General features: G+C 60.6%; 43 protein-coding genes. 27 read left to right on the top strand and 16 right to left on the bottom strand.

Going from position 1 to position 25,684, the window contains the following annotated elements:
- Positions 1-55 precede the first annotated feature (55 nt).
- From AAFM31_RS03495 to AAFM31_RS03425, 15 genes are all read right to left on the bottom strand, one after another.
- Positions 56-1,714: a terminase TerL endonuclease subunit gene (locus AAFM31_RS03495; protein ID WP_341706521.1), complete on the bottom strand. Its 1,659-nt coding sequence runs from the start codon at positions 1,712-1,714 to the stop codon at positions 56-58.
- The gene (locus AAFM31_RS03490; RefSeq protein WP_341706520.1) at positions 1,715-2,152 is read right to left on the bottom strand and encodes a terminase small subunit; all 438 of its coding nucleotides are present in this window, start codon (positions 2,150-2,152) and stop codon (positions 1,715-1,717) included.
- Between the two features lie 99 nt (positions 2,153-2,251).
- Entirely contained in the window at positions 2,252-2,512 is a 261-nt protein-coding gene (locus AAFM31_RS03485) for an HNH endonuclease (RefSeq protein WP_341706519.1), read from the bottom strand.
- 55 nt (positions 2,513-2,567) lie between these two features.
- On the bottom strand, positions 2,568-2,753 hold the full coding sequence (locus AAFM31_RS03480) for a hypothetical protein (protein ID WP_341706518.1): 186 nt from the start codon (positions 2,751-2,753) through the stop codon (positions 2,568-2,570).
- Between the two features lie 72 nt (positions 2,754-2,825).
- Positions 2,826-3,209 (bottom strand): hypothetical protein, encoded by a 384-nt coding sequence (locus tag AAFM31_RS03475; protein ID WP_341706517.1) that lies wholly within the window; start codon positions 3,207-3,209, stop codon positions 2,826-2,828.
- Between the two features lie 188 nt (positions 3,210-3,397).
- Entirely contained in the window at positions 3,398-3,760 is a 363-nt protein-coding gene (locus AAFM31_RS03470) for an antiterminator Q family protein (protein WP_341706516.1), read from the bottom strand.
- A 2-nt stretch (positions 3,761-3,762) separates the two neighbouring features.
- Positions 3,763-4,047: a hypothetical protein gene (locus AAFM31_RS03465; RefSeq protein WP_341706515.1), complete on the bottom strand. Its 285-nt coding sequence runs from the start codon at positions 4,045-4,047 to the stop codon at positions 3,763-3,765.
- Positions 4,044-4,247, bottom strand: a complete 204-nt coding sequence (locus tag AAFM31_RS03460; RefSeq protein ID WP_341706514.1) for a hypothetical protein — start codon at positions 4,245-4,247, stop codon at positions 4,044-4,046. Before AAFM31_RS03460 ends, AAFM31_RS03465 begins: the two co-directional genes overlap by 4 nt.
- Positions 4,244-4,609: an endodeoxyribonuclease RusA gene (locus tag AAFM31_RS03455; protein WP_341706513.1), complete on the bottom strand. Its 366-nt coding sequence runs from the start codon at positions 4,607-4,609 to the stop codon at positions 4,244-4,246. The genes AAFM31_RS03460 and AAFM31_RS03455 overlap by 4 nt, the downstream gene beginning before the upstream one ends.
- Before the next feature lie 200 nt (positions 4,610-4,809).
- Complete coding sequence (locus tag AAFM31_RS03450; RefSeq protein WP_371833008.1) at positions 4,810-5,823, bottom strand: tyrosine-type recombinase/integrase; 1,014 nt, start codon at positions 5,821-5,823, stop codon at positions 4,810-4,812.
- Positions 5,820-6,074, bottom strand: a complete 255-nt coding sequence (locus AAFM31_RS03445) for a hypothetical protein (protein WP_341706511.1) — start codon at positions 6,072-6,074, stop codon at positions 5,820-5,822. Before AAFM31_RS03445 ends, AAFM31_RS03450 begins: the two co-directional genes overlap by 4 nt.
- Positions 6,075-6,379: 305 nt before the next feature.
- Complete coding sequence (locus tag AAFM31_RS03440; RefSeq protein ID WP_341706510.1) at positions 6,380-7,066, bottom strand: replication protein P; 687 nt, start codon at positions 7,064-7,066, stop codon at positions 6,380-6,382.
- Between the two features lies 1 nt (position 7,067).
- On the bottom strand, positions 7,068-7,838 hold the full coding sequence (locus AAFM31_RS03435; protein WP_341706509.1) for a DnaT-like ssDNA-binding domain-containing protein: 771 nt from the start codon (positions 7,836-7,838) through the stop codon (positions 7,068-7,070).
- Entirely contained in the window at positions 7,838-8,542 is a 705-nt protein-coding gene (locus AAFM31_RS03430) for a phage antirepressor KilAC domain-containing protein (protein WP_341706508.1), read from the bottom strand. The genes AAFM31_RS03435 and AAFM31_RS03430 overlap by 1 nt, the downstream gene beginning before the upstream one ends.
- 132 nt (positions 8,543-8,674) lie before the next feature.
- Entirely contained in the window at positions 8,675-8,872 is a 198-nt protein-coding gene (locus AAFM31_RS03425; RefSeq protein ID WP_341706507.1) for a Cro/CI family transcriptional regulator, read from the bottom strand.
- Between the two features lie 105 nt (positions 8,873-8,977).
- On the opposite strand from AAFM31_RS03425, the gene AAFM31_RS03420 reads away from it, so the two are divergent.
- The 24 genes from AAFM31_RS03420 to dapD all read left to right on the top strand — a co-directional run bounded on the left by AAFM31_RS03420 (position 8,978) and on the right by dapD (position 21,657).
- On the top strand, positions 8,978-9,538 hold the full coding sequence (locus tag AAFM31_RS03420; RefSeq protein ID WP_341706506.1) for a hypothetical protein: 561 nt from the start codon (positions 8,978-8,980) through the stop codon (positions 9,536-9,538).
- Between the two features lie 13 nt (positions 9,539-9,551).
- Entirely contained in the window at positions 9,552-10,313 is a 762-nt protein-coding gene (locus AAFM31_RS03415) for a HipA family kinase (protein ID WP_341706505.1), read from the top strand.
- On the top strand, positions 10,310-11,149 hold the full coding sequence (locus AAFM31_RS03410; RefSeq protein WP_341706504.1) for a hypothetical protein: 840 nt from the start codon (positions 10,310-10,312) through the stop codon (positions 11,147-11,149). Before AAFM31_RS03415 ends, AAFM31_RS03410 begins: the two co-directional genes overlap by 4 nt.
- A 462-nt stretch (positions 11,150-11,611) precedes the next feature.
- Entirely contained in the window at positions 11,612-12,007 is a 396-nt protein-coding gene (locus AAFM31_RS03405; RefSeq protein WP_341706503.1) for a Gp49 family protein, read from the top strand.
- 58 nt (positions 12,008-12,065) lie between these two features.
- Positions 12,066-12,299: a hypothetical protein gene (locus tag AAFM31_RS03400; RefSeq protein ID WP_341706502.1), complete on the top strand. Its 234-nt coding sequence runs from the start codon at positions 12,066-12,068 to the stop codon at positions 12,297-12,299.
- Positions 12,300-12,312: 13 nt separating this feature from the next.
- The gene (locus tag AAFM31_RS03395) at positions 12,313-12,585 is read left to right on the top strand and encodes a hypothetical protein (protein ID WP_341706501.1); all 273 of its coding nucleotides are present in this window, start codon (positions 12,313-12,315) and stop codon (positions 12,583-12,585) included.
- A gap of 449 nt (positions 12,586-13,034) precedes the next feature.
- The gene (locus AAFM31_RS03390) at positions 13,035-13,421 is read left to right on the top strand and encodes a helix-turn-helix transcriptional regulator (RefSeq protein ID WP_341706500.1); all 387 of its coding nucleotides are present in this window, start codon (positions 13,035-13,037) and stop codon (positions 13,419-13,421) included.
- 14 nt (positions 13,422-13,435) lie between these two features.
- A complete protein-coding gene (locus AAFM31_RS03385; protein ID WP_341706499.1) occupies positions 13,436-13,600 on the top strand; it encodes a hypothetical protein in 165 nt (54 codons plus the stop codon).
- Between the two features lie 11 nt (positions 13,601-13,611).
- The gene (locus tag AAFM31_RS03380) at positions 13,612-13,989 is read left to right on the top strand and encodes a DUF4406 domain-containing protein (protein WP_341706498.1); all 378 of its coding nucleotides are present in this window, start codon (positions 13,612-13,614) and stop codon (positions 13,987-13,989) included.
- 279 nt (positions 13,990-14,268) lie between these two features.
- Positions 14,269-14,772 (top strand): hypothetical protein, encoded by a 504-nt coding sequence (locus AAFM31_RS03375; RefSeq protein ID WP_341706497.1) that lies wholly within the window; start codon positions 14,269-14,271, stop codon positions 14,770-14,772.
- Positions 14,772-15,032 carry a hypothetical protein gene (locus tag AAFM31_RS03370; protein WP_341706496.1) on the top strand — a complete coding sequence of 87 codons (261 nt, stop codon included), beginning with the start codon at positions 14,772-14,774 and terminating at the stop codon, positions 15,030-15,032. The genes AAFM31_RS03375 and AAFM31_RS03370 overlap by 1 nt, the downstream gene beginning before the upstream one ends.
- A 23-nt stretch (positions 15,033-15,055) precedes the next feature.
- The gene (locus AAFM31_RS03365) at positions 15,056-15,889 is read left to right on the top strand and encodes an N-6 DNA methylase (RefSeq protein ID WP_341706495.1); all 834 of its coding nucleotides are present in this window, start codon (positions 15,056-15,058) and stop codon (positions 15,887-15,889) included.
- A 14-nt stretch (positions 15,890-15,903) separates the two neighbouring features.
- Positions 15,904-16,557: an HNH endonuclease signature motif containing protein gene (locus AAFM31_RS03360; protein WP_341706494.1), complete on the top strand. Its 654-nt coding sequence runs from the start codon at positions 15,904-15,906 to the stop codon at positions 16,555-16,557.
- Positions 16,538-16,771, top strand: coding sequence for a hypothetical protein (locus AAFM31_RS03355; RefSeq protein ID WP_341706493.1), 234 nt, complete (start codon positions 16,538-16,540; stop codon positions 16,769-16,771). Before AAFM31_RS03360 ends, AAFM31_RS03355 begins: the two co-directional genes overlap by 20 nt.
- The gene (locus AAFM31_RS03350; RefSeq protein WP_341706492.1) at positions 16,771-16,983 is read left to right on the top strand and encodes a hypothetical protein; all 213 of its coding nucleotides are present in this window, start codon (positions 16,771-16,773) and stop codon (positions 16,981-16,983) included. The genes AAFM31_RS03355 and AAFM31_RS03350 overlap by 1 nt, the downstream gene beginning before the upstream one ends.
- Positions 16,973-17,197, top strand: coding sequence for a hypothetical protein (locus tag AAFM31_RS03345; protein WP_341706491.1), 225 nt, complete (start codon positions 16,973-16,975; stop codon positions 17,195-17,197). Before AAFM31_RS03350 ends, AAFM31_RS03345 begins: the two co-directional genes overlap by 11 nt.
- The gene (locus AAFM31_RS03340; protein WP_341706490.1) at positions 17,194-17,973 is read left to right on the top strand and encodes a hypothetical protein; all 780 of its coding nucleotides are present in this window, start codon (positions 17,194-17,196) and stop codon (positions 17,971-17,973) included. The genes AAFM31_RS03345 and AAFM31_RS03340 overlap by 4 nt, the downstream gene beginning before the upstream one ends.
- Positions 17,970-18,398, top strand: a complete 429-nt coding sequence (locus tag AAFM31_RS03335; protein WP_341706489.1) for a hypothetical protein — start codon at positions 17,970-17,972, stop codon at positions 18,396-18,398. Before AAFM31_RS03340 ends, AAFM31_RS03335 begins: the two co-directional genes overlap by 4 nt.
- Positions 18,395-18,625, top strand: coding sequence for a hypothetical protein (locus tag AAFM31_RS03330; RefSeq protein WP_341706488.1), 231 nt, complete (start codon positions 18,395-18,397; stop codon positions 18,623-18,625). The genes AAFM31_RS03335 and AAFM31_RS03330 overlap by 4 nt, the downstream gene beginning before the upstream one ends.
- Positions 18,622-18,828 (top strand): hypothetical protein, encoded by a 207-nt coding sequence (locus AAFM31_RS03325; protein ID WP_341706487.1) that lies wholly within the window; start codon positions 18,622-18,624, stop codon positions 18,826-18,828. Before AAFM31_RS03330 ends, AAFM31_RS03325 begins: the two co-directional genes overlap by 4 nt.
- A 46-nt stretch (positions 18,829-18,874) precedes the next feature.
- Positions 18,875-19,138 carry an excisionase gene (locus tag AAFM31_RS03320; RefSeq protein ID WP_083728347.1) on the top strand — a complete coding sequence of 88 codons (264 nt, stop codon included), beginning with the start codon at positions 18,875-18,877 and terminating at the stop codon, positions 19,136-19,138.
- Complete coding sequence (locus tag AAFM31_RS03315; RefSeq protein ID WP_341706486.1) at positions 19,092-20,174, top strand: phage integrase Arm DNA-binding domain-containing protein; 1,083 nt, start codon at positions 19,092-19,094, stop codon at positions 20,172-20,174. The genes AAFM31_RS03320 and AAFM31_RS03315 overlap by 47 nt, the downstream gene beginning before the upstream one ends.
- Positions 20,175-20,241: 67 nt before the next feature.
- Entirely contained in the window at positions 20,242-20,598 is a 357-nt protein-coding gene (locus AAFM31_RS03310; protein ID WP_341706485.1) for an ArsC family reductase, read from the top strand.
- Between the two features lie 24 nt (positions 20,599-20,622).
- A complete protein-coding gene (gene dapD / locus AAFM31_RS03305; RefSeq protein ID WP_341706484.1) occupies positions 20,623-21,657 on the top strand; it encodes a 2,3,4,5-tetrahydropyridine-2,6-dicarboxylate N-succinyltransferase in 1,035 nt (344 codons plus the stop codon).
- Between the two features lie 80 nt (positions 21,658-21,737).
- Here dapD and tcdA read toward each other — a convergent pair whose 3' ends face one another.
- A complete protein-coding gene (tcdA, locus tag AAFM31_RS03300; RefSeq protein ID WP_341706483.1) occupies positions 21,738-22,520 on the bottom strand; it encodes a tRNA cyclic N6-threonylcarbamoyladenosine(37) synthase TcdA in 783 nt (260 codons plus the stop codon).
- A gap of 200 nt (positions 22,521-22,720) precedes the next feature.
- Between tcdA and rlmF the strand changes: the two genes are divergently transcribed.
- From rlmF to AAFM31_RS03285, 3 genes are read left to right on the top strand one after another with little or no spacing between them, the layout of a single operon-like run.
- Entirely contained in the window at positions 22,721-23,677 is a 957-nt protein-coding gene (rlmF, locus tag AAFM31_RS03295) for a 23S rRNA (adenine(1618)-N(6))-methyltransferase RlmF (RefSeq protein WP_341706482.1), read from the top strand.
- 59 nt (positions 23,678-23,736) lie between these two features.
- Positions 23,737-24,873, top strand: a complete 1,137-nt coding sequence (gene dapE / locus AAFM31_RS03290; RefSeq protein ID WP_341706481.1) for a succinyl-diaminopimelate desuccinylase — start codon at positions 23,737-23,739, stop codon at positions 24,871-24,873.
- The gene (locus AAFM31_RS03285) at positions 24,873-25,676 is read left to right on the top strand and encodes a putative RNA methyltransferase (RefSeq protein ID WP_341706480.1); all 804 of its coding nucleotides are present in this window, start codon (positions 24,873-24,875) and stop codon (positions 25,674-25,676) included. The genes dapE and AAFM31_RS03285 overlap by 1 nt, the downstream gene beginning before the upstream one ends.
- Positions 25,677-25,684: the final 8 nt, after the last annotated feature.

Below are 25,684 nucleotides of genomic sequence, written 5' to 3'. Positions count from 1 at the left end.
GACCTCCAGAAACGAGAAAACCCGCCGTAGCGGGTTTGTTGGTTACTGCCAGGCGTCAGCCGAGCACGAACATTTGGTACTTCTTGGTTGCGGCAGGCGGATTCAGCGCCATCAAGGTCACCGCGTTAAGCATTGCCATAAGCGGGTCAATCTTTGCCGTGCCACTCGCCTGCTTGGTGATCAGGATCGAGTTGGCGCGTTGCTCTACCCGTGCGTTACCAACACACCACGCCATCAGCGGCTGATCTGATGGGCTGAAGGATCCGTCTGCCAACCACCGCTCTGCCGTCTTGATCGCGCCGCCCAGCTTCCAGCCCTGGCTAACTCCGATGATTTTTTCGCTTGGTATGCCGCGCTCTTCGAGCTTGTCGAGAATGGTTCCAAGACCCACGGGGTCACACCCGATCTTGTCGAGAAGCCCGACGTCGTGAACGCGCTCACAGATGTCAGCCAGCTCCTCCACGTCATCACCTACATGCTCGACCAGTGTCAGGTGACCGTCATTCGAGAAGTCCCTTAGTGCCGGGGCGATCTCTTGGCGCCGCTGCAGGACTGATGGGTGCGCCCACGCGTATCCCCACCCCAGCTTGACGCCTGTTTCCTTCTCTCTACCGATCGCGTAAAGCCCCAACAGGTCATCGAGCCCGCCTCCATCGACTCCAAGGCAAACAACCTCACTCCGCTCGAGCAGTTCGTCCAGAGAGCATGCCTGCACCTGGTCCTGCCAGAACTCAGCACCAGCCCAGCGATCAGAGCGCAGCGCCAAGCCGATCTCGACATTAAGGTGCTTGGCCAGGAACTGCTGCAACGTGCCGTCTGTTTTGTCCTTTTTCTTGCGGAGCTGGTCTTCCAGCCACTCCCTGCTGACAGAGCGCCCGAGATTCGGGTTGGTAATGTGGAAGTTGGCGGAGTCCATGTACGCCTTGGACTTGACCATCGCTTCCGGAAACTCATACAGCACGCCGAGCGACTTGCGGTCGACAATGACGCCATCCCGCACGTCGCGGTAATACTGCAGTTTTTCCTTGAACACCCCGGCCGGAGGCTTGTCACTCTGGGTGGTGAGGAAGATCACCCACCCCTCATTGCGTGATACCTGCCCGCCGGTGGCCTCCATGAACATGGACTCTGCGTTCGGCTTCGAGCCGAATACCCAGTGCTCATCGATCATCACCCGACCAGACTTCTTACCGGATACGGTGTCTGTGTCGGCAGCCACAACCTTCAGGCTATTGCGATTCACTCTGTGGGTGATGGTCCGAATATGGTCCTGAATGTGGAACATGTCGGACAGCTCTTCGTCTGCCCGCACCATGCCTGCCGCAGGCTTGTAGCTGTTGTCAGCCACTTCCTTGGTTGGCGCAAGGATGAGGTGCTCTTCCTCTTCACGCCAGCACAGAATCAGCGCGGTGAGCATGATGCCCGCGGCAATCGTGGACTTGGTGTTCTTCTTGCTGATCAGGAGGTAAAACTCCCTGATCAACTGGTTGCCGGTCTCGGCGTCATAGGCACCGAAGATCGCACCGACAAAATCGAACACCCACTGATCTGAACACTCGCCGAACGTCGGCTTGCCTGGAAGGTCGACAACTCGCAGCTGCTTGAAAATATCGAGCGCTCGCTCGGCCTCCGCCTTGAAAATCGGCGCAGGAATGATCGTCTGTCCGTTCTTGAGCCTTTCAGCCCAGTCCGGACAGGCTGTAGACCAGTCCATTTACTTGACCGCATGTAGCGGCGGCGGCGCGGCCCCGAACTTGCCCCGGGTCGCCTTCTTTGCAGCATCCGCCTTGTCTTCTTTCTTCCCTTTGTCCCCTGGCTTAGCAACGGTGTAAGCGGCTAATGATTTCGCCGCATCAAGGCGAAGCTTAGGATCTTCGGCAGGGTCGTTCATCATGCTCTTGAAGAACTCGAGCGGATCGTCGGCTGCCGCTGGGATATGCGCATCCACCCCAGACCCAGGCTTTTCTTGCCTCGACTCTTCCACCGCAACCGTTCTGGCCATCAACGCCAGCACATCAGGGTCTTTTTCGTATCTTGAAGCCGCTTGAGACGCAGTTTTTTCAGGGCATCCAGCTTCAAGTGCCGAAGCCTTCTTGCCCAAACCGGACAGCCGCGCTGCGGCGTACCGGCGCTTCTGTTCAGTTAACGCCATGTTAACGACTCCGATTAACGGGAAAAAATCTGCAAATGAGTTTGGGCGCGGTGTCCGCTGCCTTCTCTCCGGGACAATCCGACCACCCCCCCCTACCCATCAGGAGCGGGCTTGCTGGCTCTCCAGCACGGTCTTCTGCTTGTGGCAAGGGATGCACAATGACTGAAGGTTCTCGTCGTCATCTGTGCCGCCTTGCGCGGCGTTGACGATGTGGTCGAGCTCCAGTTCGTGGGTAACCTTGTGGCAGTGCTGACAGGTATAGCCGTCACGCAGGAAGATCTGGTCACGCTTGCGACGCCACGGGCGACCACCTCGGCCAGAGCCCCAGCGATCGACCTGTACGTCGTCTGCTCGCGCCATCTGACGACCCTCTGCCATCTGGACCCGCGGCTTAACAGTGCTGAGCCTGCCCATATCAGCGGTGCCCAGTGCTGCCGTCGAGATAAGAGTCGAGACTGACCGTCTCGATGGTGTTAGCGCGGCCATCACCAGCATCATCCATCACAATCTCAATGATTGTCTGGTTGGTCTTGACTAGTTCGTTGATGGCCGCTGTCTGCGCCTGCAGCGCTTCGATCAGTTCTTCCAGTAATTGCTGCACGTGCTCTCTCCCGGGCGATGCGTGCCCACTTAGCCATCCATGCACGCCTGCGCTCGCATGCGGGGCAGGCCATCAGCGCCCAAACGCCTCACGAATCTCTTTGATCATGTCCGTCAACGTGGAGCCCTTGTTCTGGTCGGCATAAGCGAACCAGCCGCGGACAAACACCCAGGCAGGCAGGCCGCATACGAAGTGAATGCCAGCGATTGCCACAGAGCCCTGCCAAACCTCACCCCAGGCATGCAGGTCGAAGTACTGCACGATGAATGCGCCACCGCAGATCGAAGCAACCACCGTTGAGATCAAAGCGGTAATCCACTCGCGAGTGCTCTTGGGCTGGGTCATTGCCATGACCACGATAGCGACCAAGATCACCGCAAAGACGATGATGAGCAGCAAGGCAAACAACTTGGACAGGACGTAGCCGCCAACCCCGATAGATGTCGGCTCGCTCATTTGGTGGTTCCTCATGGTGGGTCGCATCCCGGGCTAAGCCCCTTTGGCCGTCCGTGGTGGTGAATTACGGGCATAAAAAAACCCGGCTCGGTGGCCGGGTTCTATGTTCGGAGCGGTAAAACCGCAATGTAGGCACAAATTAACGATTCCATGGCGCCACGTCAACACCAGAACACAACATCTTGTGTTTAGGCTGCCTGCTCCACTCGGTCGATGCTCCCTTCAACGTATGCCCTGCCAGCCAACAGCAGCTCGGCAACCTTCTTGCGGTGAATGCCGAGAACAACACCAACGCCGTGCATCGTCCGGCTGGTGCAGTAGTAAATCCGCAGGCAGTCGGCCATCTGCTCATCGCGCCGCCACATTCTGGCGACGATTGCATCGATCATCAGCGCCTCATCGTCAGTGATCACTGGCGCCGGTACCGAGTCCTGCGCCACGTTATCCCGCATCAGGGCGAACATCGGGCTGGTGTACCTCGGCACCCCGGCCTGATGCCAGACCCAGCGCCCCCAATTGGTCAGCAGCTCTTCCGCGTCACGCTTCGCCATGGTCAATCCCCCGTGTAGTGGCCGCGCACGCCATCGCGCCGGCTGTCCTGATAATCACGCTCTGCCCCCTGCCCGCTTGCGGCCAGAGCCTTCATCACGTTCGCCTTCGCTATCTGGCGGGTCAGGTAGCGCCCGAGCTGCTGGGTAAGATCCTGCCCTGCCATCGGCAGCCAGCCGACGCCATCGCAGGGCACGCAGTCCAGCTCATGGAACACGCCAAGCGTCGTACCCTTACCGTTGCACGCCTTGCACACTTCCGGCTTCTCGCTGTCACGCTGCCCTGTCACGCTTGCTCCTTACGGTGGATCGCCACGCACTTGTCCAGCTGATCAGGGTCCGGGCTGGTGAACAGCAGGCAGCCACCTGGGCCACTCACCGCAAATACCTGCTCGCCCCGCATTACCTCAACCGTGCGACGGTAACCGTCGCTGGTCTCCCATAGATCGAGCCCCGGCTCTACCCGCTCCCACTCCACCTCGACGCTCAAGCCGACACCTCCCCACCAATCCACACCAGCACAGCTCCACCCTCACGCGGCTCGCCCATACGCGCGCGGACCATAAACCTGCTGTCATCGATACCGAGCGCATCAGCGATGCCGTCACGACCGCTCTTCATGCTGGCAATGCAGTTGTCATCATCACGGCGGCGGCGATCTGGCGGGCAGAACGTCATGACCAACTGCACCTTCCCCTCCGGGGCAACAATGCGGGCCTGCTTGGTCATGATGTGGCAGGTGGCGCGGTACGACTTGGCGGCCTTGGCCTTCTTGCGCCAGTGCGCACGAGAGTTCGGGTTCAGATCTTTCGGCGGCCATGGCAGCGTCATCAGGTGCTCAGTGGCTTGCATTTGCGCCCCCTTCTGTCGGTCTGATCGCAGATGCCAGCGCAGTTAGGCGCGGCCTGGCTACGTAGAGGCTCGGCTCACCGCGGCGATTTAGGCTCCCCAAAAGATCGACCCTATCCACCAGACCAACTGCTACGAACGTGCCGCCCTCGTCCATTACGAAGAGCTTGACGGGGCCTTGGAAAACCCTTTTTTGCATATCTTCATCCTCTCCGTGTAGAAACGCAGGAATCAGCGCAATCGCCCGCCTGCTCTACGGTTGCGCCATTTGGCAGAAATGCAGGAACAGCCACTTTTGCGCCGTGCGCTTCGGCAAATCCCAACTCATCCAGCCGGTTGTGCCACCGCTCCAGCGCCTCCCGCCGACGCTCCATCGCATCGCGGGTCAGGTAGGTTTCAGCGGTCACGCCCAAGGTGTGGTTGATCAGCAGCTCGCCCACCATGAAGTCAACGCCGATATCAGCCAGGCTGGAGCGCATCAGCTTGCGCAGGTCGTGGCTTGTCCAATCACGAGCACTAACGTGACGCATCAGAGAGTGCGCGCTAGTCTCGGCCATTCGCTCGCCACCACGTACAGCAAAAACCCATGGCGACCTCAGCCGCAGATCGGGCAGCGCGCGTCGGTACTGCTGAAGTAGCGCCAGAACCTGCGGGGTAAGTGGCAACACGTGCTCTCGCTTGCTCTTCGTGTTCGCAGCGGGTATCACCCAAACCCGCTCGGACAGCGACACATGCGACCACCTGGCCTGCAGCGTCTCGGAGATTCGGGTGCCGTGCGCCAGCATCATCAGCGGCAAAAAGCCCTTGACTGGATCCGCCTGAAACACCGCCACCAGGTGCTCAACCAAGTCGGGCAGGTCAGCGCGAGAAAGGCTGGCCGGCTTAGGTCGAAGCTTGCCCCTGTAGAAGTCACGGAACGTCGTGCCCGCCAATGGATTGGAATCTATGCGGCCCTGCGCCTCAGCCATCCGGAACGCTTGACTGAGGGCCTGCAGCGCCTTTTGGACTGAGCGAGGCGCCAGCACCTGATGCATCGGGTAAAGCAGTTTCTCTTCCAGTCGCCATCTATCCAGCTTGCGCAACGGCAGTTTTCCTGCGTGCGGAAGAACATGCTTGAGCATTAGGCTCCGCATACTTCGCCGGTATGAATCGGATCGCGTCTTGTCGACCTCAACTCGCGAGAGCCACCACCGGACGACCTCTCCTAGTTTCTTCACCGTTTGCGCCTCTCGATCAACCGGTTCAACTCATCACGCACCGCAGGCGCCAAATCACCCAGCCCGTGCAACTCCCGCTCGACCTTCATCCGCTGATTGCGAATCTCGAACAGCTCAGCCGCCTTGCGCTTCACCTCGGTCGCGCGGGCCATGGCCATGATTCGCTCACCAGCAATCTCGTTGCGCACCTCGTCCGGCAAGGTCGCCAGATTCACGCCTTGGCGGATGGCTGCACGATGCTCTGGCGTCACTGGAACACACTCCCCTTCTGCCCCGACGCATTGCTGCCGGTGCATAGCAGGTCATGGTCGCTGGCCTTCGGGCACCGCTTGTTGCCGCACTCAGGGCACTGCAGCATCCGGTCTAGCGTCATTGGCGCCCTGCGATCGGCAAACATCCGCTTGACGCACTTGTGGCACCCACCACAGAACCCTGGCGTGTTGCTCATGCGAACACCGCCCAGGCAACGAGGCCGACAGCGCACGGAATCGCCACAGCGATCAGGCAGGCCCGGAAAAACGTCAGCTCATCCCCTGCAGGCTGACTCGCGCGCTTCTCAGGCATTCGCACCTCCCATCGCAGCCCGCAGCCCAGCAAGAGCGGCACGCCCCACAGCAGGGTCAGCAATGCGCGGAATGGCCTTCTGCTCGTTCGGCGGCGTCGGCGCCAGCACCTCACCCCGCAACAGCCGGTTCTGGATATCGCGGTAGGCGCGCTCAAACTTCGACCGCGACCGGTCAGTAGGCAGACTCAGCAGCGCCGTGCGCGTGCAGGCCAGCGTTGCGTGGTACACCGCCGGGTGATCCCAGCGCTCGGAGCCAATCGATGCCGGGTGCGAGTTGCGCAGTGCCTGCTGGTAGGCCGCGTCCATGCTCGGCAGGCCCATTCGCTCCGGTTCTGGCGTGCATAGCTCAATAAACCGGCCCGCGCTCGGCACGAAATCGCTGCCATCCAGACGGCACGCTTCCAGACCAAAACGCAGATGCTCGAGAGTATCGATACCCGCCGCCATGAACGCCCGAGCCCACTCCTTCTTGGCACGACCGAGCGCCTTGTTATCCGGCCATGCCTGGCGATAGGCGGGCTTAATGGCGCAGAGACTGGCAAACAGCCGGTTCACCACATCGACCGTTGCGTCGTCCAGGTGGCCGCCGGCATCCGGGGGAAGCAGCTCGCCAGATAAACCCTGCCCCGCCATCAGCGCCCCTGCCGCCTTCTCGGTCAAATCGTCGATTTTGTCCACGTCACACCCCCTCGCCATCGATTGCCCAGCTCTTGTCTTCGTGATTCAGCTCCTGCTTGCCGGGCGATGCTCGAGCACGGCTCAGCGGGACAACGCGATTCGCGTTCACTCGATCACGCTGCACCCAGCGCACAAGGTCAGCAGTCCACTCCCTGAGCGTCCGCACCTGCCCTCGCGGCTCGTGGTGCAGCACGAATGGGGAAACGGCTTCCGGGGTGAATGCGTCCAGCGGTACTCCCGCTCTGGCGGCATAGGCCTTCAAGGCTTTCTGGTCTGGCTGCCACTCGAGGGTCATTTCCACTGGGGCATCTGGGTTGTCAGCGCCAGCAGGATCAGAATCGTCCGCGGGCGGTGTGTGTGAGGGTTTTAACTCTTCTCTTTCTCTAGCTCCGGCAGGCTTCCGCTTTTTGTCCGCATCGGATGCGGACTCTTTGCGGACACCGGCTTTACGCTTTGCGTCCTGACAGCGCCGTTTTGCAGACGCCCCGTTATGCTCATCGAAGCGCGGCACCATTACCCCGCCCTCAACCACCTGCAGCCAGTCGATATCCGCCAGGGCAGCACCCAGCCCAGGCACTCCGGTCTTGCGGTCAATCGCTTTGAGAGTCAGGCCGGGCAGCGTGCCGTCCTCGGTGTGCTGGTCCGCCATCGCCCACAGCCAGTACAGGCCGCCGATGATCATCGCCTCTGGCTGATCAGTCGCATCGCACAGGGAGGCAATACGCGGGTCGTCCCAGAGGTTGCCGCGCATCTTGATCCAATCGCCCGCCATCAGACCGCCCTCCCCAGCTTCTGCGCCAGCACGGTCAAACCCTTCGGCGTGACGCGCACCTGTGACGCAAGGCGCTGCTCCCCGTCTTCCTCGGTACCCAGCACCGTCACCTTGTGCTCCAGCAGGCCAGCCGACAGCCGCGGCTGATAACCAAGCCAGTGCGCCGAGCCTTCCCGCCGGTAGATCCACCGGTTGTCGCGCATCCAGGCCAGCAGCCACTTGCGCTGCACGCCAAGGTGCTTGGCAGCATCGGTAAGGCACATCGTCCCGCTGCTGTCGGCGATGCGCTCCAGCGCCTCAATCTTGGGTTTCTGCTCGGTCACCACGGCACGCAGCGCACCGCACTGCTCAGCCAAGTCAGCAGCCAGGCGCAGCGCTTCGGGGAGTGTTTGAGGGATTGCAGGCCGGGCGGTCTGCTGGTCTTCCAGCTCCTGCCAGCGGTCGACCAAGCGCGCGGTGAACTCCGGCGACATCTGCGCCACCACCACATAGCTGTCTCGCTTGCTCACGTGGTACACCAAGCCAGGGCGGCCACCGGTGGCGGGCTTTTCCTCCGCTGGAGGTAAAGGGAAAACGTGCCGATTCGCCAGCCTCTGGATGGTCCTGCGCACATTGTCGTGCCGCGCACCCAGCAGCTCGGCAATCTCTTCGCTGCTCATCGTCAGCTCGGAGCGGGTATTGCTCAACATCACGTCTGTAGCCATAATGTCCTCTCTCTCGAAGCCCCGGCAGGGTCCCCACCCATCAATGCCGGGGTTTTTTATTGCCTGTATGAATAACCAGCCCTTTCAGTGCGCTTAACGCACCCGGCTAACTGGGTCACCATGTGATCGTGGTCAGGCGGCTGTTTCGCGCCGAGTAGTGGGAAATGGCCGGACTTCCTCAGCCTCATACCCATCGTCGGTCTTAGTCACGTAGACCTCTCGGCCAACCTTGAGCGCCTTGTTGAGCGATCCTTGGGACATTCCAAGCAACCGGGCTGCCTCGGTCTGGCCGTGCTTTTTAGAAAACTCAGTGAGGGTTGTGCGTTGCATGTTGGTTTCTCCAATTGCGCATGCACATAAGTATTGCCTCTGGAAATGTATAAATCAATTCCTTAGGCGATAGATAGTTATTGCTTACGGAAATATGCTCGCGACATGAGTGAAAAGAGACGGCCCCTGACGGCCGAAGAGAAAGCAGAGTGTGCGGCGCTGAAAGAGGCCTTTTTGGCGTGGAATCAGCCCCTCCCTCGCAAAGACCGAATCTCGCAAGAGATGATGGCTGCGCACCTGAAAATGAACCAAGGGTCATTCAGCAATTATCTGAACGGCCACCGCCCTCTTCACATGGGGATTGCTATCGGTGTGTACGAGCTGATGGGCATCCCGGTCGAGACTTATAGCAAGCGTTTGGCAAAAGAGATCAGGCGCTTAGGAGAGTACGCTGCCCATCGCTCGGAAGACGATGAGCACCAATCCCACGACCCATCGTATCGGGCTGCTAGCCCTGAGACAGGTGAGCGCGTTGACGAGAAATCTCGTCAATATATGAATAATCCGAGCCTGATTAGCGCCGGCGCGGCCCTTATGGGGCAAGTGACACCCCGCTCTCAGGCCGTGATAGAGCGCATTGTTGCGCTTGAAGCCGACGGCAAGCTAACACCAGACGACCTGGAGGCGCTCGAGAAAATCATCGAGCGATTCGGCGCCAGCAGGTAAACATAGGTATTTCATGGACGAACTACTCATCGGCTCCCTTCTCCCTGGGGCAACGTCAATTCATAGGCAAAACATCAATCCCGTCTGGCGTGGCAACGTTCAGCTCGAGGGTATCCGGCGCAATATGTACGTAAAGCGCGTAGAGCCACGCACCTTAGCTGTTGAGGTGATCTGCGCAGTGGTTGGTCGCGCGATCGGCCTGCCTATTCCACGCCCCGCACTGGTCATGGTTACCAAGCGCGCAATGCCCGACCTGGCTCATGACACCGTTTTTTTCGGGTCGGAGTCCGTTGCAAACCCGGACCTAAAGCACTGGATGGAGCAGGATGTTGAGCGCGCTATTTACAGTCTTTCCAATTGGTCTAAGCTGCTCGACGCAGGTTGCTTCGATGAGTGGATCGCGAACGCAGACAGGCACGGCGGCAACCTGCTATACGGCGGCGGTAATGACTTCGCGCTGGTAGATCACAGTGAGGCGCTGCCGCTTGGTCTTGGTCATCCAGACCCGGCCACCCGCAACAACCTGCTTCTGCTCGCGTCTGAGCAAAAGACGGCGAAACAGCTGTACGCACTCTTCCATAAAGCGAAAAAGTCCACACAACACTACAGCGGCGTTAAGGTGCACGACAGCATTACGGATATATTGACAGGCGTTTGTGATCACACAACAGTGCATTCGTTGCTGGCCTTCTTACACCAGAGAATCGAGAGCCTGTTGATGCTAATATCTAACCGCATAGGTTATGCTCAAAACAGCTTGGTGTTCGCCAAATGATCAGCTTCCCTGCCCTCCCCGAATACTCAGCCGACGCCGCTCACATCATGTGGGAACCGGTCATGGGATCTGGTGAACGGATCACCGCGGCGGTGGCCCTGCAAAGCGACAAAGACGTGCGCGTGGTCAGCTTACTAAGTCCTGAGATACTTGCTGTTCTGTATCGCGACAAGGGCGCCAACGCAGCCAGCCTGATCGGCATGATTACCGACAGCATCAAGTCACACTTGAAGCGCGGCGGCACCATATCCGATTGGGTGTCTCCGTTGTCCGGTTTTTTCGCAGTAAACGTGCGCGAGTATCTCGGGCAAAGCCCAGAGGACGTCATTGACCAGGTCGCCGGCCTGCACTCCAGCCTATACAAAGCGCGTGTCCCTCAGAAGGAAGAACGCCTGCCCACCCACAACGATGCTGAGATCAGAGAAAAGGTAAAAACCGCCGCCAAGAATATCGCCGGCATCAAGGCTGACCGCATTTTCACGCCCGATGGGATCATTGAGGTCAAAGATTCCGGCCGGGTGCACCACCTCAATATCCCGGTAAAAACAGAGTCAAAGGTTGGCAGCATCATGTCTGCTTGGTATCAGACACCAACCACCATCGAAACTCACTTCCTCCGCGCGATGAGTGACTTGAACGTAGCCGCTGAACGGGACAAGTACGAGCGCGGCCTCTTCATCTCTTTGCCGTCGATGCTAGGCACCCAGAAAAATCGGATTCAAGTCGAGAATCTGATCGACGATATCTACTGGCGCCTTAGTAAGGTCGGTTGCTATCTGGAGGTCCGCGAGACGCCAGAGGCGCTCGCAGAAGAAATACTGGCCTGGGCCTCATAACTCGCCAAGCCACAAGGCCTTCGAACAGCCCGCTACAAGCGGGCTTTTTTGTGCCCGACGAAAACTTATTTCCAGAATTATTTCCTGCGGCATTGACTTATGTATTTCCTGCGGCAATACTCAATTCCAAGCCAGAACCAACGGCCAGGGCCAGCCCCGACAGCTCTTTAACAATCCAAGGGATGAATCGAAGCGATCAGCGCTTCCTGCTCCCGGCCTGCGCGGCAGAACGTAAAAGCGCAGAAACAGACCGCGCAGCCTCTGACGGCGACCGGCGATCCGACAGGCCCGAACGCCTGCCCATGCTGGGAACACCCAGCAGCGGACGAGGTTGGAATGACCGAACCGAGCGAATGACCCGGCACGCTGCGCGCCCCGCCACCCCGGCGGTTTGGTAGGGGAAAGATTTCCTCGATGGCCTTGGCAACAGGGCCATCCGGGAAACACCAACAGGAGAACCACATGAGCGACAAAGAAATCGAGCAAGAGATTCAGGACAAGGGCCTCAGCGCTCCGCGCATTACGCCTGCCGACATCGAGGCGAACATCATCGCCGAGGCTTGTTTCACGGCGTATGACGGGATGCTTGGGGCGTACAAAACCCACAATGACGTTCATCAGGGCAAAGGCGAGATTCACCACCAATCTCTCGGGCTACTGACCATCTGCGTACTTGTTCTGCGCAACGGATTCACAGTGACCGGCGAATCAGCTTGCGCCAGCCCCGAGAACTTCGACGAAGAACTCGGCCGCAAGATCGCCCGCCAGAACGCAGTTCAAAAGATCTGGCCACTGATGGGTTACGAGCTGCGTAGCAAACTGGCAGTGCAATCAACACTCGGCTGCTCTAACGGCTGATTTCCTCATGCCGGTTCATTGAGCCGGCATCGGGAAGTCAACCAGGGAGAGAAACCCCATGTTTGAAGGTATCCGCCACATCTCAAGCCAAGACGATTTCACCTGCGCCATCTACGACGCCGAAGTCGTTTCCGGCTCGCTCAGCTTTCACAACAGCGAACACCGCTCTGCGGTTTCCAGCAACATTGGCCCGGCTGACGCGGTACGCGAGTGCTCGGCCAGCCATTTCCTCGGCGAGTACTCAGGACGATTCATGGCGAGGGTTGCTGAAGAGGTCAACGACTACTCATAACAGGAGAGCAGCAATGTGGAAATTCCCACTCTTTGAAGCGCTCGCAGCATTCGGACAGTCGCCTGTGACGACGCGAGCTGCACGCCGCCGACCGCTTTCACGGCACTACCGGAACCCGAAAGACCCGCACCAGGCTGCGCGGATCAAAGCGGCGAAGATGAAGCGCTCCCGCAAAGAGGCTTACCGCTGCTGGGCTGCAGCAAAGAGCTACGTCAACAACCGGGCGTTCCAGGGCGGCAGGCCTTCGCTTTACCCATTCCTGCCCATCCCGCCCGTACTGAATTGATTGAGCACGACTACCCCAGCCGGCGAAGGGGCATATATCACCGGCAGTCAGGGCGCGGAGTCCTACGCTTGAAACACCGCCCGCGTGACCTGGTACCGGCCCCAGCAGCGGTATATCTGCTGGGCATCGATTAGCACCCTGGGCAGGGCTGGGAGAGCACGGCAGAGCGCCGGCCCGGCCGCAACGCCACCCGGGCAGGGTGCTATTCGATGAGAAAGTTCGGCCCGCCCTTCAACTCATCTAAAAAAAAACAGCGAGCGGCGCTTGTCCAGCGATACAGGGCACAGCTGACCCACCATGCGTGGGCACAGTAACGGCAACGCCTCCGGGCGCGGCCAGCAGCCCGTGCGACGGGCTCGCGCTGCGACATATTCGCGTCATAAAAAGGCAGCGCATCTCTTCCTGTGTCCGCGCAATCGCGCGGGCATTCATCGCACGGAGCGCCAACCATGCACACACTTGCCACCGAACACTGGCAGGGCTGCACAGGCCTGCTGAGTAAGCGAGAACTTGAGTTCACCCTTCGCGTAGCCGAAGGCCAAACCGACAAAGAGATTGCCCGTGATGCCGGCCTGGCACCGGACAGCGTGCGCAAGCGGATCATGTCCGCGATGTTCAAGCTCGGCGCCCACCGCCGGGCCCAGCTGGTGGCCGAAGCCATGCGCCGCGCCATCATCGCCCCGCTCGCCATCTTCCTTGCTGTCTGCTGCGTAGTGGTCAACAGCACGCCAGACAACCACCAGGAACGCGCACCGCGAAACCCGCGTGGCGGTCTTGTGCGCATCAAAGGCGCCCGCCGCGACGACCCTTTCTTTAACCCGTTCGACTACGTGTGACAGAGGACGTGACCATGCAACAACAAATCCAAATCGAATCCACCGGCCGCGGATCATTCTGGCGCCTCACCTTGGGCGGAACCGTAGTCGGCTGGGCAAACGGCTACCCGAACGCCGTTGCAAAGCGTGATCGCTATGAGCGTGCCCGCGCATCATCCAGCCTGCAGGGTGCAGCATGAGCCCCGCCCGTATGCCAGTAGCATACATCGCAGGCCCGTACCGCGGGCCAACACGCGAGGCGGTCACCCTCAACATTCAGTCCGCTCGCCAAGTCGGCCTGCTGGTGTCCCGCAAGCACTGGTCCGCGATCATCCCGCACGCCAACACCGGCGACCTCGACCAGATCGACCCGAACATCGGCGACGAGTTCTGGCTCGCGGCAACGATGGAGCTGCTGCGCCGCGCTGACGTGGTGGTGCTCTGCCCCGGCTGGGAGGCCTCCAGCGGCACCCTGGCCGAGATCGCGGAAGCCAAGCGCCTCGGGCTGATGGTGTACGAAAACCACCACGTCCTGCCCTTCGCTGATGCCTGGCGCCAGCAAGAGCAGAAGCCCGCAGCGCTGGTGTAGCTATGGCCAAGTCAGCCACAGAGCGCCAACGAGATAAGCGGGCGCGGGACAAGCTCAAGGCAGAAGAGCGCCGCGCCCGCCTGCTGGCCTACGGCCTCAAGGTCGACGTGTACCAGGCACCGCCGACCACATCGAGCGCATCCAGCAGGTCACCGGCATCGACGAGGTGCACGACCTGCTGACCCGTTTAATCCATAACGTCGACCGCCTGGATGACGCTGCCCTGCGCAAGTTTGTTGCGGAGCCGTAGCGTCACGGCGGCATGCCACGGAGACTGAAATGCTACTCCAACAAAACATCCCGGCCAGTCGCTTGGCGGCCCAGGCCATGATCGATGCCGCCCGCGAAGCCTTTGAGCGCGGCGAGAAGCCAGAGCCGGCGCCAGCACAGAATCCAGCCAAGCCGGAGTTCATCAAGACCGGTGAAGGTCTGGGGATCAGCATGGCAGCAGCCGTTGCGGAAAAGACCGCAAAAAACCGGGCGGCCAGGGCAAAGCTAGCCGAGAAGATCCGGCCATTCGCTGGTGAGCTGTCCGCCAACCAGATGGCCGAGAAGTTCGGGTGCTCCAGGGGCATGATTGTCAAGGCTGCCAGTGAGCACAAAATCGATATCAAGGTCGGCAGCGGGCGACGTGCTGGCCCTTCTTCTGAGCAGCTGTCGGAACTGCGCCGCTGTGCTGCTGAGGGTGGGACAACGGCTGACGCAGCCAAGTGGCTTGGCGTACCGCACGGCACCGCCAAGCATTGGGCGCTGAAGCATGAGATTAGGTTCGGGGTGCGCTGATGGCCTGCACCGTCATCTACATCCTGAATGCAGCCGGAGGTGGCAGGCCGGTTGAGCGCGGGAGCGCCCCGAAGCGCCCTACATGGTGGCGAGCGCAAGCGTGGCTTGTCCTGCCCAGCGGTGAAAAGTTCATTCACAGCACGCGCGTGCGCGAAACCGCCAGAACCCTGATCCCCGTAATGGACGCTCTTTTCCAGAACATGATTGCCACCCACGGCAACGTGGTCACCAGCGCTGGCTGGAGCGCCAGCACGCATTAACGGCCGTCCGGCCAGAGGTAACCATGAATGCTCGCATCAAGCCTCCAGCAACAGCCACCGCCGAAGCTCACCGCAAGGCATTGATCAAACTCCTGAACCAAGCCAGTCACAGGCATCACCTGTGGGAGGTGTTTGGCGACTTCATCGAAATGTCCGCCATTGCCCTGGCTAACGCCACCGACCTCACCCAGCGCGATAGCCGTGAGCAGCGATACATGCAGCTGATCGGGCGCTACGAGTCAGCAGAGCAAAAGCTGTTCCCCATGATGTTCGGCGAATTGACCATGGCGATGGAGTGCGGGCCGGACGATGTTCTGGGCAGAGTGTTCAGCGAGCTCGAGCTAGGTAACTCAGCACGCGGGCAGTTCTTCACGCCGTATCACCTCTGCGCGCTGATGGCTCAAGCCAATATCGGGGACGGCAAAAGCTGCCGATACCTGATCGAGCAGCGCGGCTTTGTCAGGGTAAACGAGCCAGCCGCAGGTGCCGGGGCCATGGTGATCGCCATGGCCGAGGCCATGAGCAAAGTGGGGATCAACTACCAGCAGCACATGCACGTCGTTGCCCAGGACGTAGACAGCCGCGCCGTGCACATGTGCTTCCTGCAGCTGTCGCTACTGCATATCCCTGCCATTGTCGTGCTGGGCAACACCCTGGCCCTTGAAGCACGCGAGCAGTGGTTCACGCCTGCTCACATCATGGGCTTGTGGGGCGTAAAGCTGGAGCGCGGCTATGCGCTCGGAAGCGATATGGACTCATCTAAAGCGCCAGCAGAAGAACCGGAAAAAGACACGCTTAGACAAGATCTTGTCTTGCCGCGCCGGGAAATCCGCGAGGAGCAGTTGGCGCTCTTCTAACCGAGGAACCTCACATGACTCGCCGATACTGGAGCGCTGACGAAGAGCAGCACCTGCGTGAGCTGTACCCAGACACGCCGATGCCTGAGCTGAAGGCCGCCCTCAACCGAACAGATCGCCAGATCTATGCTAAGGCCGGAGTCATGGGCCTGAAACGCAGTGATGCATATCTCGCCAGCCCGCACGCCTGCAGGCTGCGCAAGGGCGATCGGGTAGGCAACAAGACGCGGTTCAAGCAGGGTCATCAGACCTGGAACAAAGGCATGAACTACACCGCAGGCGGGCGCAGTGCCGAAACCCGTTTCAAGGCTGGGCATAAGCCAAGCAACTGGCAACCAATCGGCACCGAGCGCGTCACCCAGGACGGCTACCTCGAGCGCAAGATCACCGACACCGGCTGCACCAGGCGAGACTACCAAGCCGTTCACCGGCTGGTCTGGATAGAGCATAACGGCGAGATCCCGGCAGGGCATGTTGTGGTGTTCAAAGACACGCTGCCCAAGCACGAAAACATCAGCATCGACCGGCTTGAGCTAATCAGTCGCGCCGAGCTTGCCCGCCGCAACACCATCCACCGCTACCCGCCAGAGCTAAAGGCAGCCATCAAGCTGGTCAAAAGGCTCGAGCGCAAGATCAAGGATCGCAACGATGAAGAACTCAATGACTGACCTGCGTAACCATCTATTCATGGCCCTAGAGGACCTGTCAGACAGCGACAAAGAGGTCGACCTCGAGCGCATGAAACGCATCACCGAGGTAGGCAAGGTGCTGGTAGAGACCGCCAAGGTTGAGGTCCAGTACCTCGCCCTGGTCGGAGACCCTGAAAAGAGCAGCACCGGCTTCATGAATCAGCCCAAGGCACTGCCGGGAGCTCAACAGTAATGACCACCCAACTCACAGCCCTGCACATAGCCGGGCGCAACGGCCAGCCCGTTGCCGTAGTAAACGGCCTGCCAGGGCTTGATGCCCATATGACACCCGCGCAGCTGCGCCAGCTGGCACGGCAGGCAAATCAGATCGCTATCGACAGCGAGTCAGGCGTTCGCGGCATGCGGCGCTATCCAGAAGATGAGGAGCAGAACAATGAATACTGAGCAGCAGCGCATCGAGTGCGCGATTGATACCGCCCTGCTGAATGCGGACCTTTTGCGCGAACAGGTGGCAGAACTGGAATCAGCACTGCTGGCAGAGACTCAGGCCAAGCATGAGGCGGTGGAGTGTCTGCGCCGGGTGCTGGATGGCGAGCGCTCCGATGCACTGGAACGCCTGATCGCGGGCATTGTTGGCAAGCACCCGGAGGCGGCATGAAACAAGAACACGAAATGACGCCGGGCGTCTTGGTGCCGGATGATATGTCAGCCGGTGACTACAAGGCACGGTGTGCGGTGCTGGAGGCAGAGTTGGCAGAGCTGCGTAAGCGGGTATCTGTGACGAGTGACAGAGACGCGCTGCTTTACCTCATGGAGCGCTTTGATTCCGAGGTATCGAACTGCCCCGTTTGCGGGCACAGCGAGGCCACTTCGGATATGGATAGCGCCTACTACTTACGGGACTACTTGTCCGCCGCCCCTGCGCCTGTTGAGCGGGTGGAGCAGGAGGCTGTAGCGCCGCCGGTCGCATGGCAGCACCGCAAGCCGATCATTTCAGATATTCACGGCAATGCAAAAGAATGGTCAGACTGGATTGACGGTCAAGGACTTGCTATCTGGCCTCATAGACCGCTCTACACCACCCCACAACCGGCACCCACTGCCGCTCCATCACGCGACGTGATACGGGCCACGCTTATGGATCACGGGTTCACAATCAAGACCGGGCATGATGACCTCAAGCCCTATGTGTATGAGGCTGTCGAGGCGCTGTTCGCAAGGCCAGCGCCTGCCGCGCAGGATGTGGCGGGTCTTGAACTGGCCGCGAAGTACGTCGAGCAGCGAGCCGAAGACTATGACCGCGATCACGGCTTGACGGAGCCAGATACCGGGTATCGAACTTACCCCGGCGACGGTGCCGAATACATGGAAGAGCTGGACAACATCGCTGCAGGCATCCGTGCCTTAGTCCACCAGAGCGGAGGTGCGAAGTGAGCGACACAATGCTAAATGCGGTAATTCGAATGCCTTATGACATGGCTATGGCCAGCGAGTTATCCAGGCTTCAATTCTATGACCGAGCGCAATCGTTGCTTGACGCCCGCGCAGCAGACAAGGCGCGGATTGCGGAGTTGGAGATCAAGATCAACAGGTTGAAGCGCGAACTGACAAACCAAAACCATGCGCTTCGTCAGAGGAATATCGCATTAGATGCGCTGCATTATGTCTGGTGCAGTGGTGGATGTCAGACCGGGATGCACAGGTTCGACGGCGGGAGCCTTACAGAAGGCGTCCTATTGCAAGCAGAAAGCGCAGTTAAGCGCATGCGTACTTGGTTTGACAATAAGCGATGTCGCGATAGCAATCATGAGCAGCGCATGGCAGCCCTAGCCCAGCAGGGCAAGGAGAACGAATCATGATGGCGACATTAGCCGAACAACTGGCAAGACGAGTAAGGCTCGCTGCAGGACCGCGCGACAACCCGGATATGTCTGTTCAGCAGGTTGTGTCCGCGATGGCTGCGCGGATTGCGGAGCTGGAGGCGGAACGCAAAGAGGTGCGCGAAATACTCAAGGCCATGTTCCCGAAACACGTAGCCGACGAACTGGCAAAGATGACCCAGCAGGGCAAGGAGGGCGAGGCGTGACCACCCTCCCCTTCGACATAGCCCGCTGCGCCGGACGATTTGACCTGCTACCGGACGGCCAGTGGTGCCAGGAGCGCGACACCTGCAAGCGCTATCTGGCGTTCACGCAGTGGGATCGCGGCGTTGTCGATGACTACCAGGGCATGCGCGTAAACATGGGCGTACCGGACTGCCGGCACAAGATCGAAGTCGAGCAGCGATAACACCAACCAACTTTGGCATCACCCTACACGCCGGGAGGCATGACCGATGAAACTCATAACGCTTGAGGCGTGGGCCGAACGGCTCGACCCGCCGCCAACCATCAATACGCTGCGGGCATGGGCCCGTAGCGGCAAGTTTGACCCACCAGCCCAGAAGATGGGCCGCACCTACTACGTTGACGAGAATGCCGAGTATTGCGACTCTGACCCGCTACCCGATATTCCAGACGCCCCATTGATTAACCGAATCGAGCGCGCACGCCATGGCACCCAGACCCCGCACGGCAGGCTCCAAGGATCTGCCGCCTAACTTGTACCGCAAGACCGACAAGCGCAACGGCGTGACGTACTACACCTACCGCGACCCGATGACAGGGCGGTCGTTCGGCCTTGGTACCGACAAGGCCGCCGCCATCCGAGAGGCTCATGCGGCCAACGCGCATTTCAGCCCGGCCAGTCTGGCTCAACGCATGCAGGGCGGGCAGCCGTTCCGGGCATGGTGCGACGAATACCGTCGCATCATTGATGAGCGAGATATTGCCGTTTCGACCCGGCGCAACCTGGGCATGCGAATCAACCGGCTGACAGAGCTGTTCGGGGATAGGGATATTCGAGACATCAGCACCAGGGAGGTGGCCGAGTATCTGGGCGGGCTGGCGAAGGAAGGCAAGGCGCAGATGAGCCGGGCCATGCGGTCGCTGCTGAGCGATATGTTTGCCGAGGCGATAGCGGCGGGCTGGACCGATGCCAACCCGGTGCAGGTTACCAAGGCCGCCAGAGTGAAGATCCAGCGCTCGCGCCTTTCGCTTGAGCTGTGGCAGGCCATCTATGACCGGGCAAAACAGCCGTGGCTTAAGCGCGCTATGGAGATAGCACTGCTGACCGGGCAGCGCCGCGACGACATTGCAGGAATGCTGTTCAAGGATGTTGTTGATGACCACCTGCAGGTCATCCAGTCAAAGACCGGCCAACGCCTGCGCATCAGCACCGCCGTGCGGCTGGACTGCATTGGTCTGGACTTGGGCACGGTGATCCAGCGGTGCCGCGACAACGTGCTGAGCAAGCACCTGGTCCACCACGCGCGCCGCGTTAGCCGGGCAATGCCGGGCCAGCCGATCATGCTGGATACGCTGAGCAAAGCGTTTGCCGATGCGCGTGACTCAGCAATGGCAGACCTTGGGCTGTCGTACCCAATGCCGCCGAGCTTCCATGAAATGCGCTCTCTGGCTGCCCGCTTGCACTCTGCCGAGGGGCGGGACGCACAGGCCCTGCTGGGCCATAAGTCCAGCAAGATGACCGACCTCTACCGCGACTCCCGTGGTACAGAGTGGATCGAGGTGGCATAATTCCGCATCGAGTTTTGACGACATTTTGGGGAGAATTGGGGAGACTGTTTTACCCCTTTATAAATCAATGACTTGCACTCTCTACGGCATCAAGGCCTGCGACACCATGAAAAAGGCCCGCACCTGGCTGGATGAGCATGGCGTCGACTACCAGTTTCACGACTACAAGACCCAAGGCATTGACGCCGAACGGTTGCATGCCTGGTGCACCGAGCACGGCTGGGAAGTAATCCTCAACCGCAAGGGCACCACCTTCCGCAAGCTCGATGATGCGGACAAGGAAAACATCGATACAGACAAGGCGGTTGCGCTGATGCAAGCCAACCCCTCAATGATAAAAAGACCGGTACTGGATATCGGCTCGCAGCGCTTGGTCGGCTTCAAGCCGGAGTGGTACGCCAGCGCGTTTGAATCCAATGCATAGCACTAGCATCAAAGGAACCGCCCCATGAGTGAATGTTTCAGTCTGGCCTTTGGCATCGGCACCCAGAACAGCGCAGGTGATTGGCTGGAGGTGTTCTATCCTCAGCCCCTGCTCAACCCCGGCAACGCCCTGATCGACGTCGTCAAGGCCGAGCTTGGTTACGCCGAAGGCAACCAGGCAATCGGTTTCGCCGCCAGCCAATGCGGCGCACTGAGCCAGGCACTGAATGCGGCCGGTTTCAGCGAGCAGGCGGCTCTGGTCGCACAAATGGCCGACAGTAGCCGCCCGCTGGTCGCTACCATCCTGGCCAGCGACGAGGCACCCAGCTCCACTCCTGAGGCCTACCTCAAGCTGCACCTGCTCTCGCACCGCCTGGTCAAGCCGCACGGTGTCGTACTGGCCGGCATCTTCCCGCTGCTGCCGAACGTCGCCTGGACCACCCAGGGCGCGATCGACATCAGCGAACTGCCGCAGCGCCAGATGGCTGCCCGCATGAAGGGGGAGTCGCTGGTTGTGCACAGCATCGACAAGTTCCCGTCCATGACCGACTACGTCGTCCCGGCCGGCATCCGCATCGCCGACACCGCGCGCGTGCGCCTGGGCGCCTACGTTGGCGAAGGCACCACGGTCATGCACGAAGGCTTTATCAACTTCAACGCCGGTACCGCAGGCACCAGCATGGTTGAAGGCCGCATCTCTGCTGGCGTCTTCGTTGGCAAGGGTTCCGACCTTGGTGGCGGCTGCTCGACCATGGGCACCCTGTCCGGTGGCGGCAACATCGTCATCTCCGTTGGCGAAGGCTGCCTGATTGGCGCCAACGCCGGTATCGGTATCCCGCTGGGTGACCGCTGTACCGTTGAAGCCGGCCTGTACATCACCGCCGGCATCAAGGTGGCACTGCTGGACGACGCCGACAATCTGGTCGAAATCGTCAAGGCGCGCGACCTGGCCAACCAGTCCGACCTGCTGTTCCGCCGTAACTCGCAGACTGGCGCCATCGAGTGCAAGACCAACAAGAGCGCGATTCAGCTGAACGACATGCTGCACGCCCACAACTGAGCCCGCGCTCGGTTGGTTGGTTGGATAAGAAAGCCCCGCGCCGGAGACGACGCGGGGCTTTTTGCATTCACACCCTGAGTTCAGCGCAGCAGCCGCTGCACCGCCTGCGCCGCTGCCACCATGCCGAAGGTAGCGGTGACCATGGTGACCGCGCCGAAGCCGCCAGAGCAGTCCAGACGCACGCCCTCACCGACAAATGACTTCTGCGTGCAGACACTACCATCGGGCTTGGGATAGCGCAGTTGCTCTTTGGAGTAGACACAGGGCACCCCGAAACTGCGTTTGCTGTCGGCACGGGGGAAGTTGTGATCGCGGCGCAGCAGCGAGCGCGCCTTGGCGGCCAGCGGGTCGTTGACCGTCTTCGAGAGGTCCGCCACGGTAATTTGCGTCGGGTCGATCTGCCCACCCGCCCCACCGGTAGTGATGACCGGAATCTTCCGGCGCCGGCACCAGGCGATCAGCGCTACCTTGGCGTTAACGCTGTCGATGCAATCCACCACGCAATTGATGTCGTCGGTAATCAGCTCGGCCAGGTTATTTGGCGTGACAAAATCCATCACCGCGCGCACCTCGCAGCTCGGACTGATCGCCCGCAGACGCTCGGCCATTACTTCAACCTTGGGTTTGCCGACCTGACCGTCCAGCGCGTGCAGCTGGCGGTTGACGTTGCTGACGCAGACCTCGTCCATATCGATCAGACTGATCCGACCGATCCCGGTGCGAGCCAGCGCTTCAGCTACCCAGCTACCGACGCCGCCAATCCCGACAACCACCGCATGGCTGGCCGCCAGACGCGCAAGCGCATCCGTACCATACAAACGGCCAATTCCAGCAAAACGGGGGTCTTCGGTAATCATGGGCATCCTCCTGCGGCGGCACAGTATACCAGCGCCATTCGCCGCTGCATTGCGCAGAAAACAACCAGCCTTGTGCAGACACCGGTCTATATGGGATTGCCCCGGATATCCTGAAGTTATCCACAGCATCATCCCCAGCTTCTGTGCACAACGGGTGACAATCCGGCATCAGCGTGGGATGCTCCACATCCAGTTCAGGAGTCAACATGTCGCGCCGCCCGTCCAAGCCAACAGCACTGCATCCACGCAACCGGTATCAGGGCCGCTACGACTTCCCCCTTCTTGCCCGTAAGTGCCCGCCATTAAAGGCTTTTATCCGCCAGGGCAAGGATGGACAGACAACCATCGACTTTGCTGATCCGGCCGCCCTGCGCTGCCTCAACGGTGCTCTGCTGACGCACTGGTACGGCATTGATGGCTGGCAGATCCCGGAAGAAGCGTTGTGCCCGCCCATCCCCGGCCGCGCCGATCTTATCCACCACCTGGCCGACCTGCTTGCCAGCAGCCACGACGGGGTTATCCCCAGCGGAGAGCGGCTGCGTGGCCTGGATGTCGGTACCGGTGCCAACCTGATCTATCCACTGATCGGTAACGCCGAATACGGCTGGCAGTTTGTCGGCAGCGACATTGACGCCGATGCGCTGACAAACGCCGAACACATACTCAAGGCCAACCCGGCGCGGCAAAAACAGATTGCGCTGCGACTGCAAACCGACCCCAACAACATTTTCGACGGCATCATCGGCGCCGACGAGCAGTTCGACTTCACCCTCTGCAACCCGCCGTTCTACGCCAGTGCCGCCGAGGCCCGGCAGGCCAATGAGCGAAAGTGGCAAGGACTCGGCAAGCAGCCCGGCGGGCGCAATTTCGGCGGCCGCGCCAACGAGCTGTACTGCAGCGACGGCGAGGCAGGATTCCTTCGCCGTATGGCCGAGCAGAGCAAGACCTGCGCCTCGCAGGTGTTCTGGTTCACGACGCTGGTTGCCAGCACCAATAGCCTGAAGACGCTGCCCGAGCAATTGCACAATCTTGGCGCCACCGACGTACGCATCATCGACATGGGCCAGGGCAGCAAGCGCAGCCGCCTGCTGGCCTGGACCTTCCTCGACAAGAAACAGCGCCGCGCATGGCGTCGGGCGCGCTGGCCCGGCACCCGGATCTGAGCTGTGCCCCGGTGACTCTGGTATGATGGCGCCTTCCTCTGCCCAGACGAACCGGAACCATGACCGAGCTATCTCCTACCCTGCAGCTGGCCTGCGACCTTATCTCCCGCAACTCCACTACCCCCGAAGACGCTGGCTGTCAGCAACTGATGGGCGAGCGACTGGCGGCGGTCGGTTTCGAGCTGGAGCCGCTGCGCTTCGGCGAGGTCGACAACCTGTGGGCGCGGCGCGGTAGCGAAGGTCCGGTGCTGTGCTTTGCCGGTCACACCGATGTGGTGCCAACCGGCCCGGTAGACCAATGGCAGACCAATCCCTTCATTCCGCAAATCCGCGACGGCATGCTGCACGGCCGCGGCGCCGCCGATATGAAGGGCAGCCTCGCCGCCATGGTCGTGGCCGTCGAGCGCTTCGTGACCGCGCATCCCGATCACAAGGGCTCCATCGCCTTTCTGATCACCAGTGACGAGGAAGGCCCCGCCACCGACGGCACCGTGAAGGTGGTCGAAACGCTGGTGGAGCGCGGCGAGAAGGTCGACTGGTGCATCGTCGGCGAACCCTCCAGCACCGAACTGGTCGGCGATATCGTCAAGAACGGCCGCCGCGGCTCACTCAACGCCCGTCTGGTCATTCGCGGCAAGCAGGGTCATGTGGCCTATCCGCACCTGGCGCGCAATCCGATTCATCTGGCTGCTCCGGCCTTGGCCGCGTTGGCCGCCGAGGTGTGGGATGAAGGCAACGCCTTCTTCCCGCCGACCAGTTTCCAGATTTCCAATATTCACTCAGGTACCGGCGCCACCAACGTAGTGCCGGGCGAACTGGAAGCCCTGATCAACTTCCGCTTTTCTACCGAATCCACCGTCGAAGGTCTGCAGCAACGTGTATGCAACCTGCTGGACGCCCACGGTTTGGAGTACGAGCTGCACTGGACGGTTTCCGGCCTGCCGTTCCTGACCGAACCCGGCGCCTTGCTCGACGGGGTCTCGGCAGCGATCAAGCAGGTCACCGGCCGTGACACCCAGCCGTCCACCTCCGGCGGAACCTCGGATGGCCGCTTTATCGCCACCATGGGCACCCAGGTGGTTGAACTCGGTCCGGTCAACGCGACCATTCATCAGGTCAACGAGTGCATCAAGGCCGATGACCTGAACCTGCTGACCGACATCTATCAGGTCACCCTGGAACGGTTGCTGACCTGATGCTGCAACTGATCTGCCCCCATTGCCACGCGCCGCTGAGCAACCTTGAGCGCCAGTGGAGCTGCCCGGCTGGCCACAGCTACGACCAGGCCCGTCAGGGCTACCTGAATCTGCTGCTGGTGCAGTTCAAGAACAGCAAGCAGCCGGGCGATACCCCGCAGATGCTGGCCTGTCGTCAGGCGTTCCTGGACGCCGGCCACTACCAGCCGGTCAGTGACGCGATCAATCAGCTGTTCGCCGAGACCAGTCCGCAGACCCTGCTCGACATGGGCTGTGGTGAGGGCTATTACACCGAACGCCTAGCCCGCGCCCTGCCCGACACCGCCATCGGCGGCTTCGACATCAGCAAGGACGCCATCATCAAGGCTTGCCGACGCAGCCGCAGCATCCGCTGGATGGTCGCCTCGAGCGCCCGTCTGCCGGTGGCTGACCAGAGCCTGGACGCTGCCCTGAGCGTATTCAGCCCGTGGTCTGCCGACGAATGCCTGCGCACGGTCAAGCCGGGCGGACGCATTCTGATCGTCGGCCCACACAGCGACCACCTGTTGGCCCTGCGCGAACGGCTGTACGACCAGATCCACCCGACACCAGCGCTGATCAAGGCATTACCGGACGGCCTGCGCATCGCCTCCGAGCAGACCCTGCGCTATCCTCTGCAGCTGACAAGTGAAGATCTGGGCAATCTGATTGGCATGACGCCGCACGGCGTGCGCAGCCGCCCCGAACGCCAGCAGGCCATCGCCGAGCAAGGCATTGAGGGGCTCGAAGTGGCCATGCAGATGATCATGCTGGAACGTTGCTGATACCAAGA

Source organism: Halopseudomonas sp. (genome assembly GCF_038130085.1).
GTDB lineage: Bacteria > Pseudomonadota > Gammaproteobacteria > Pseudomonadales > Pseudomonadaceae > Halopseudomonas.
Note: the sequence above shows the minus strand (reverse complement) of the source record. Positions and strands in the feature narration are given on the sequence as shown.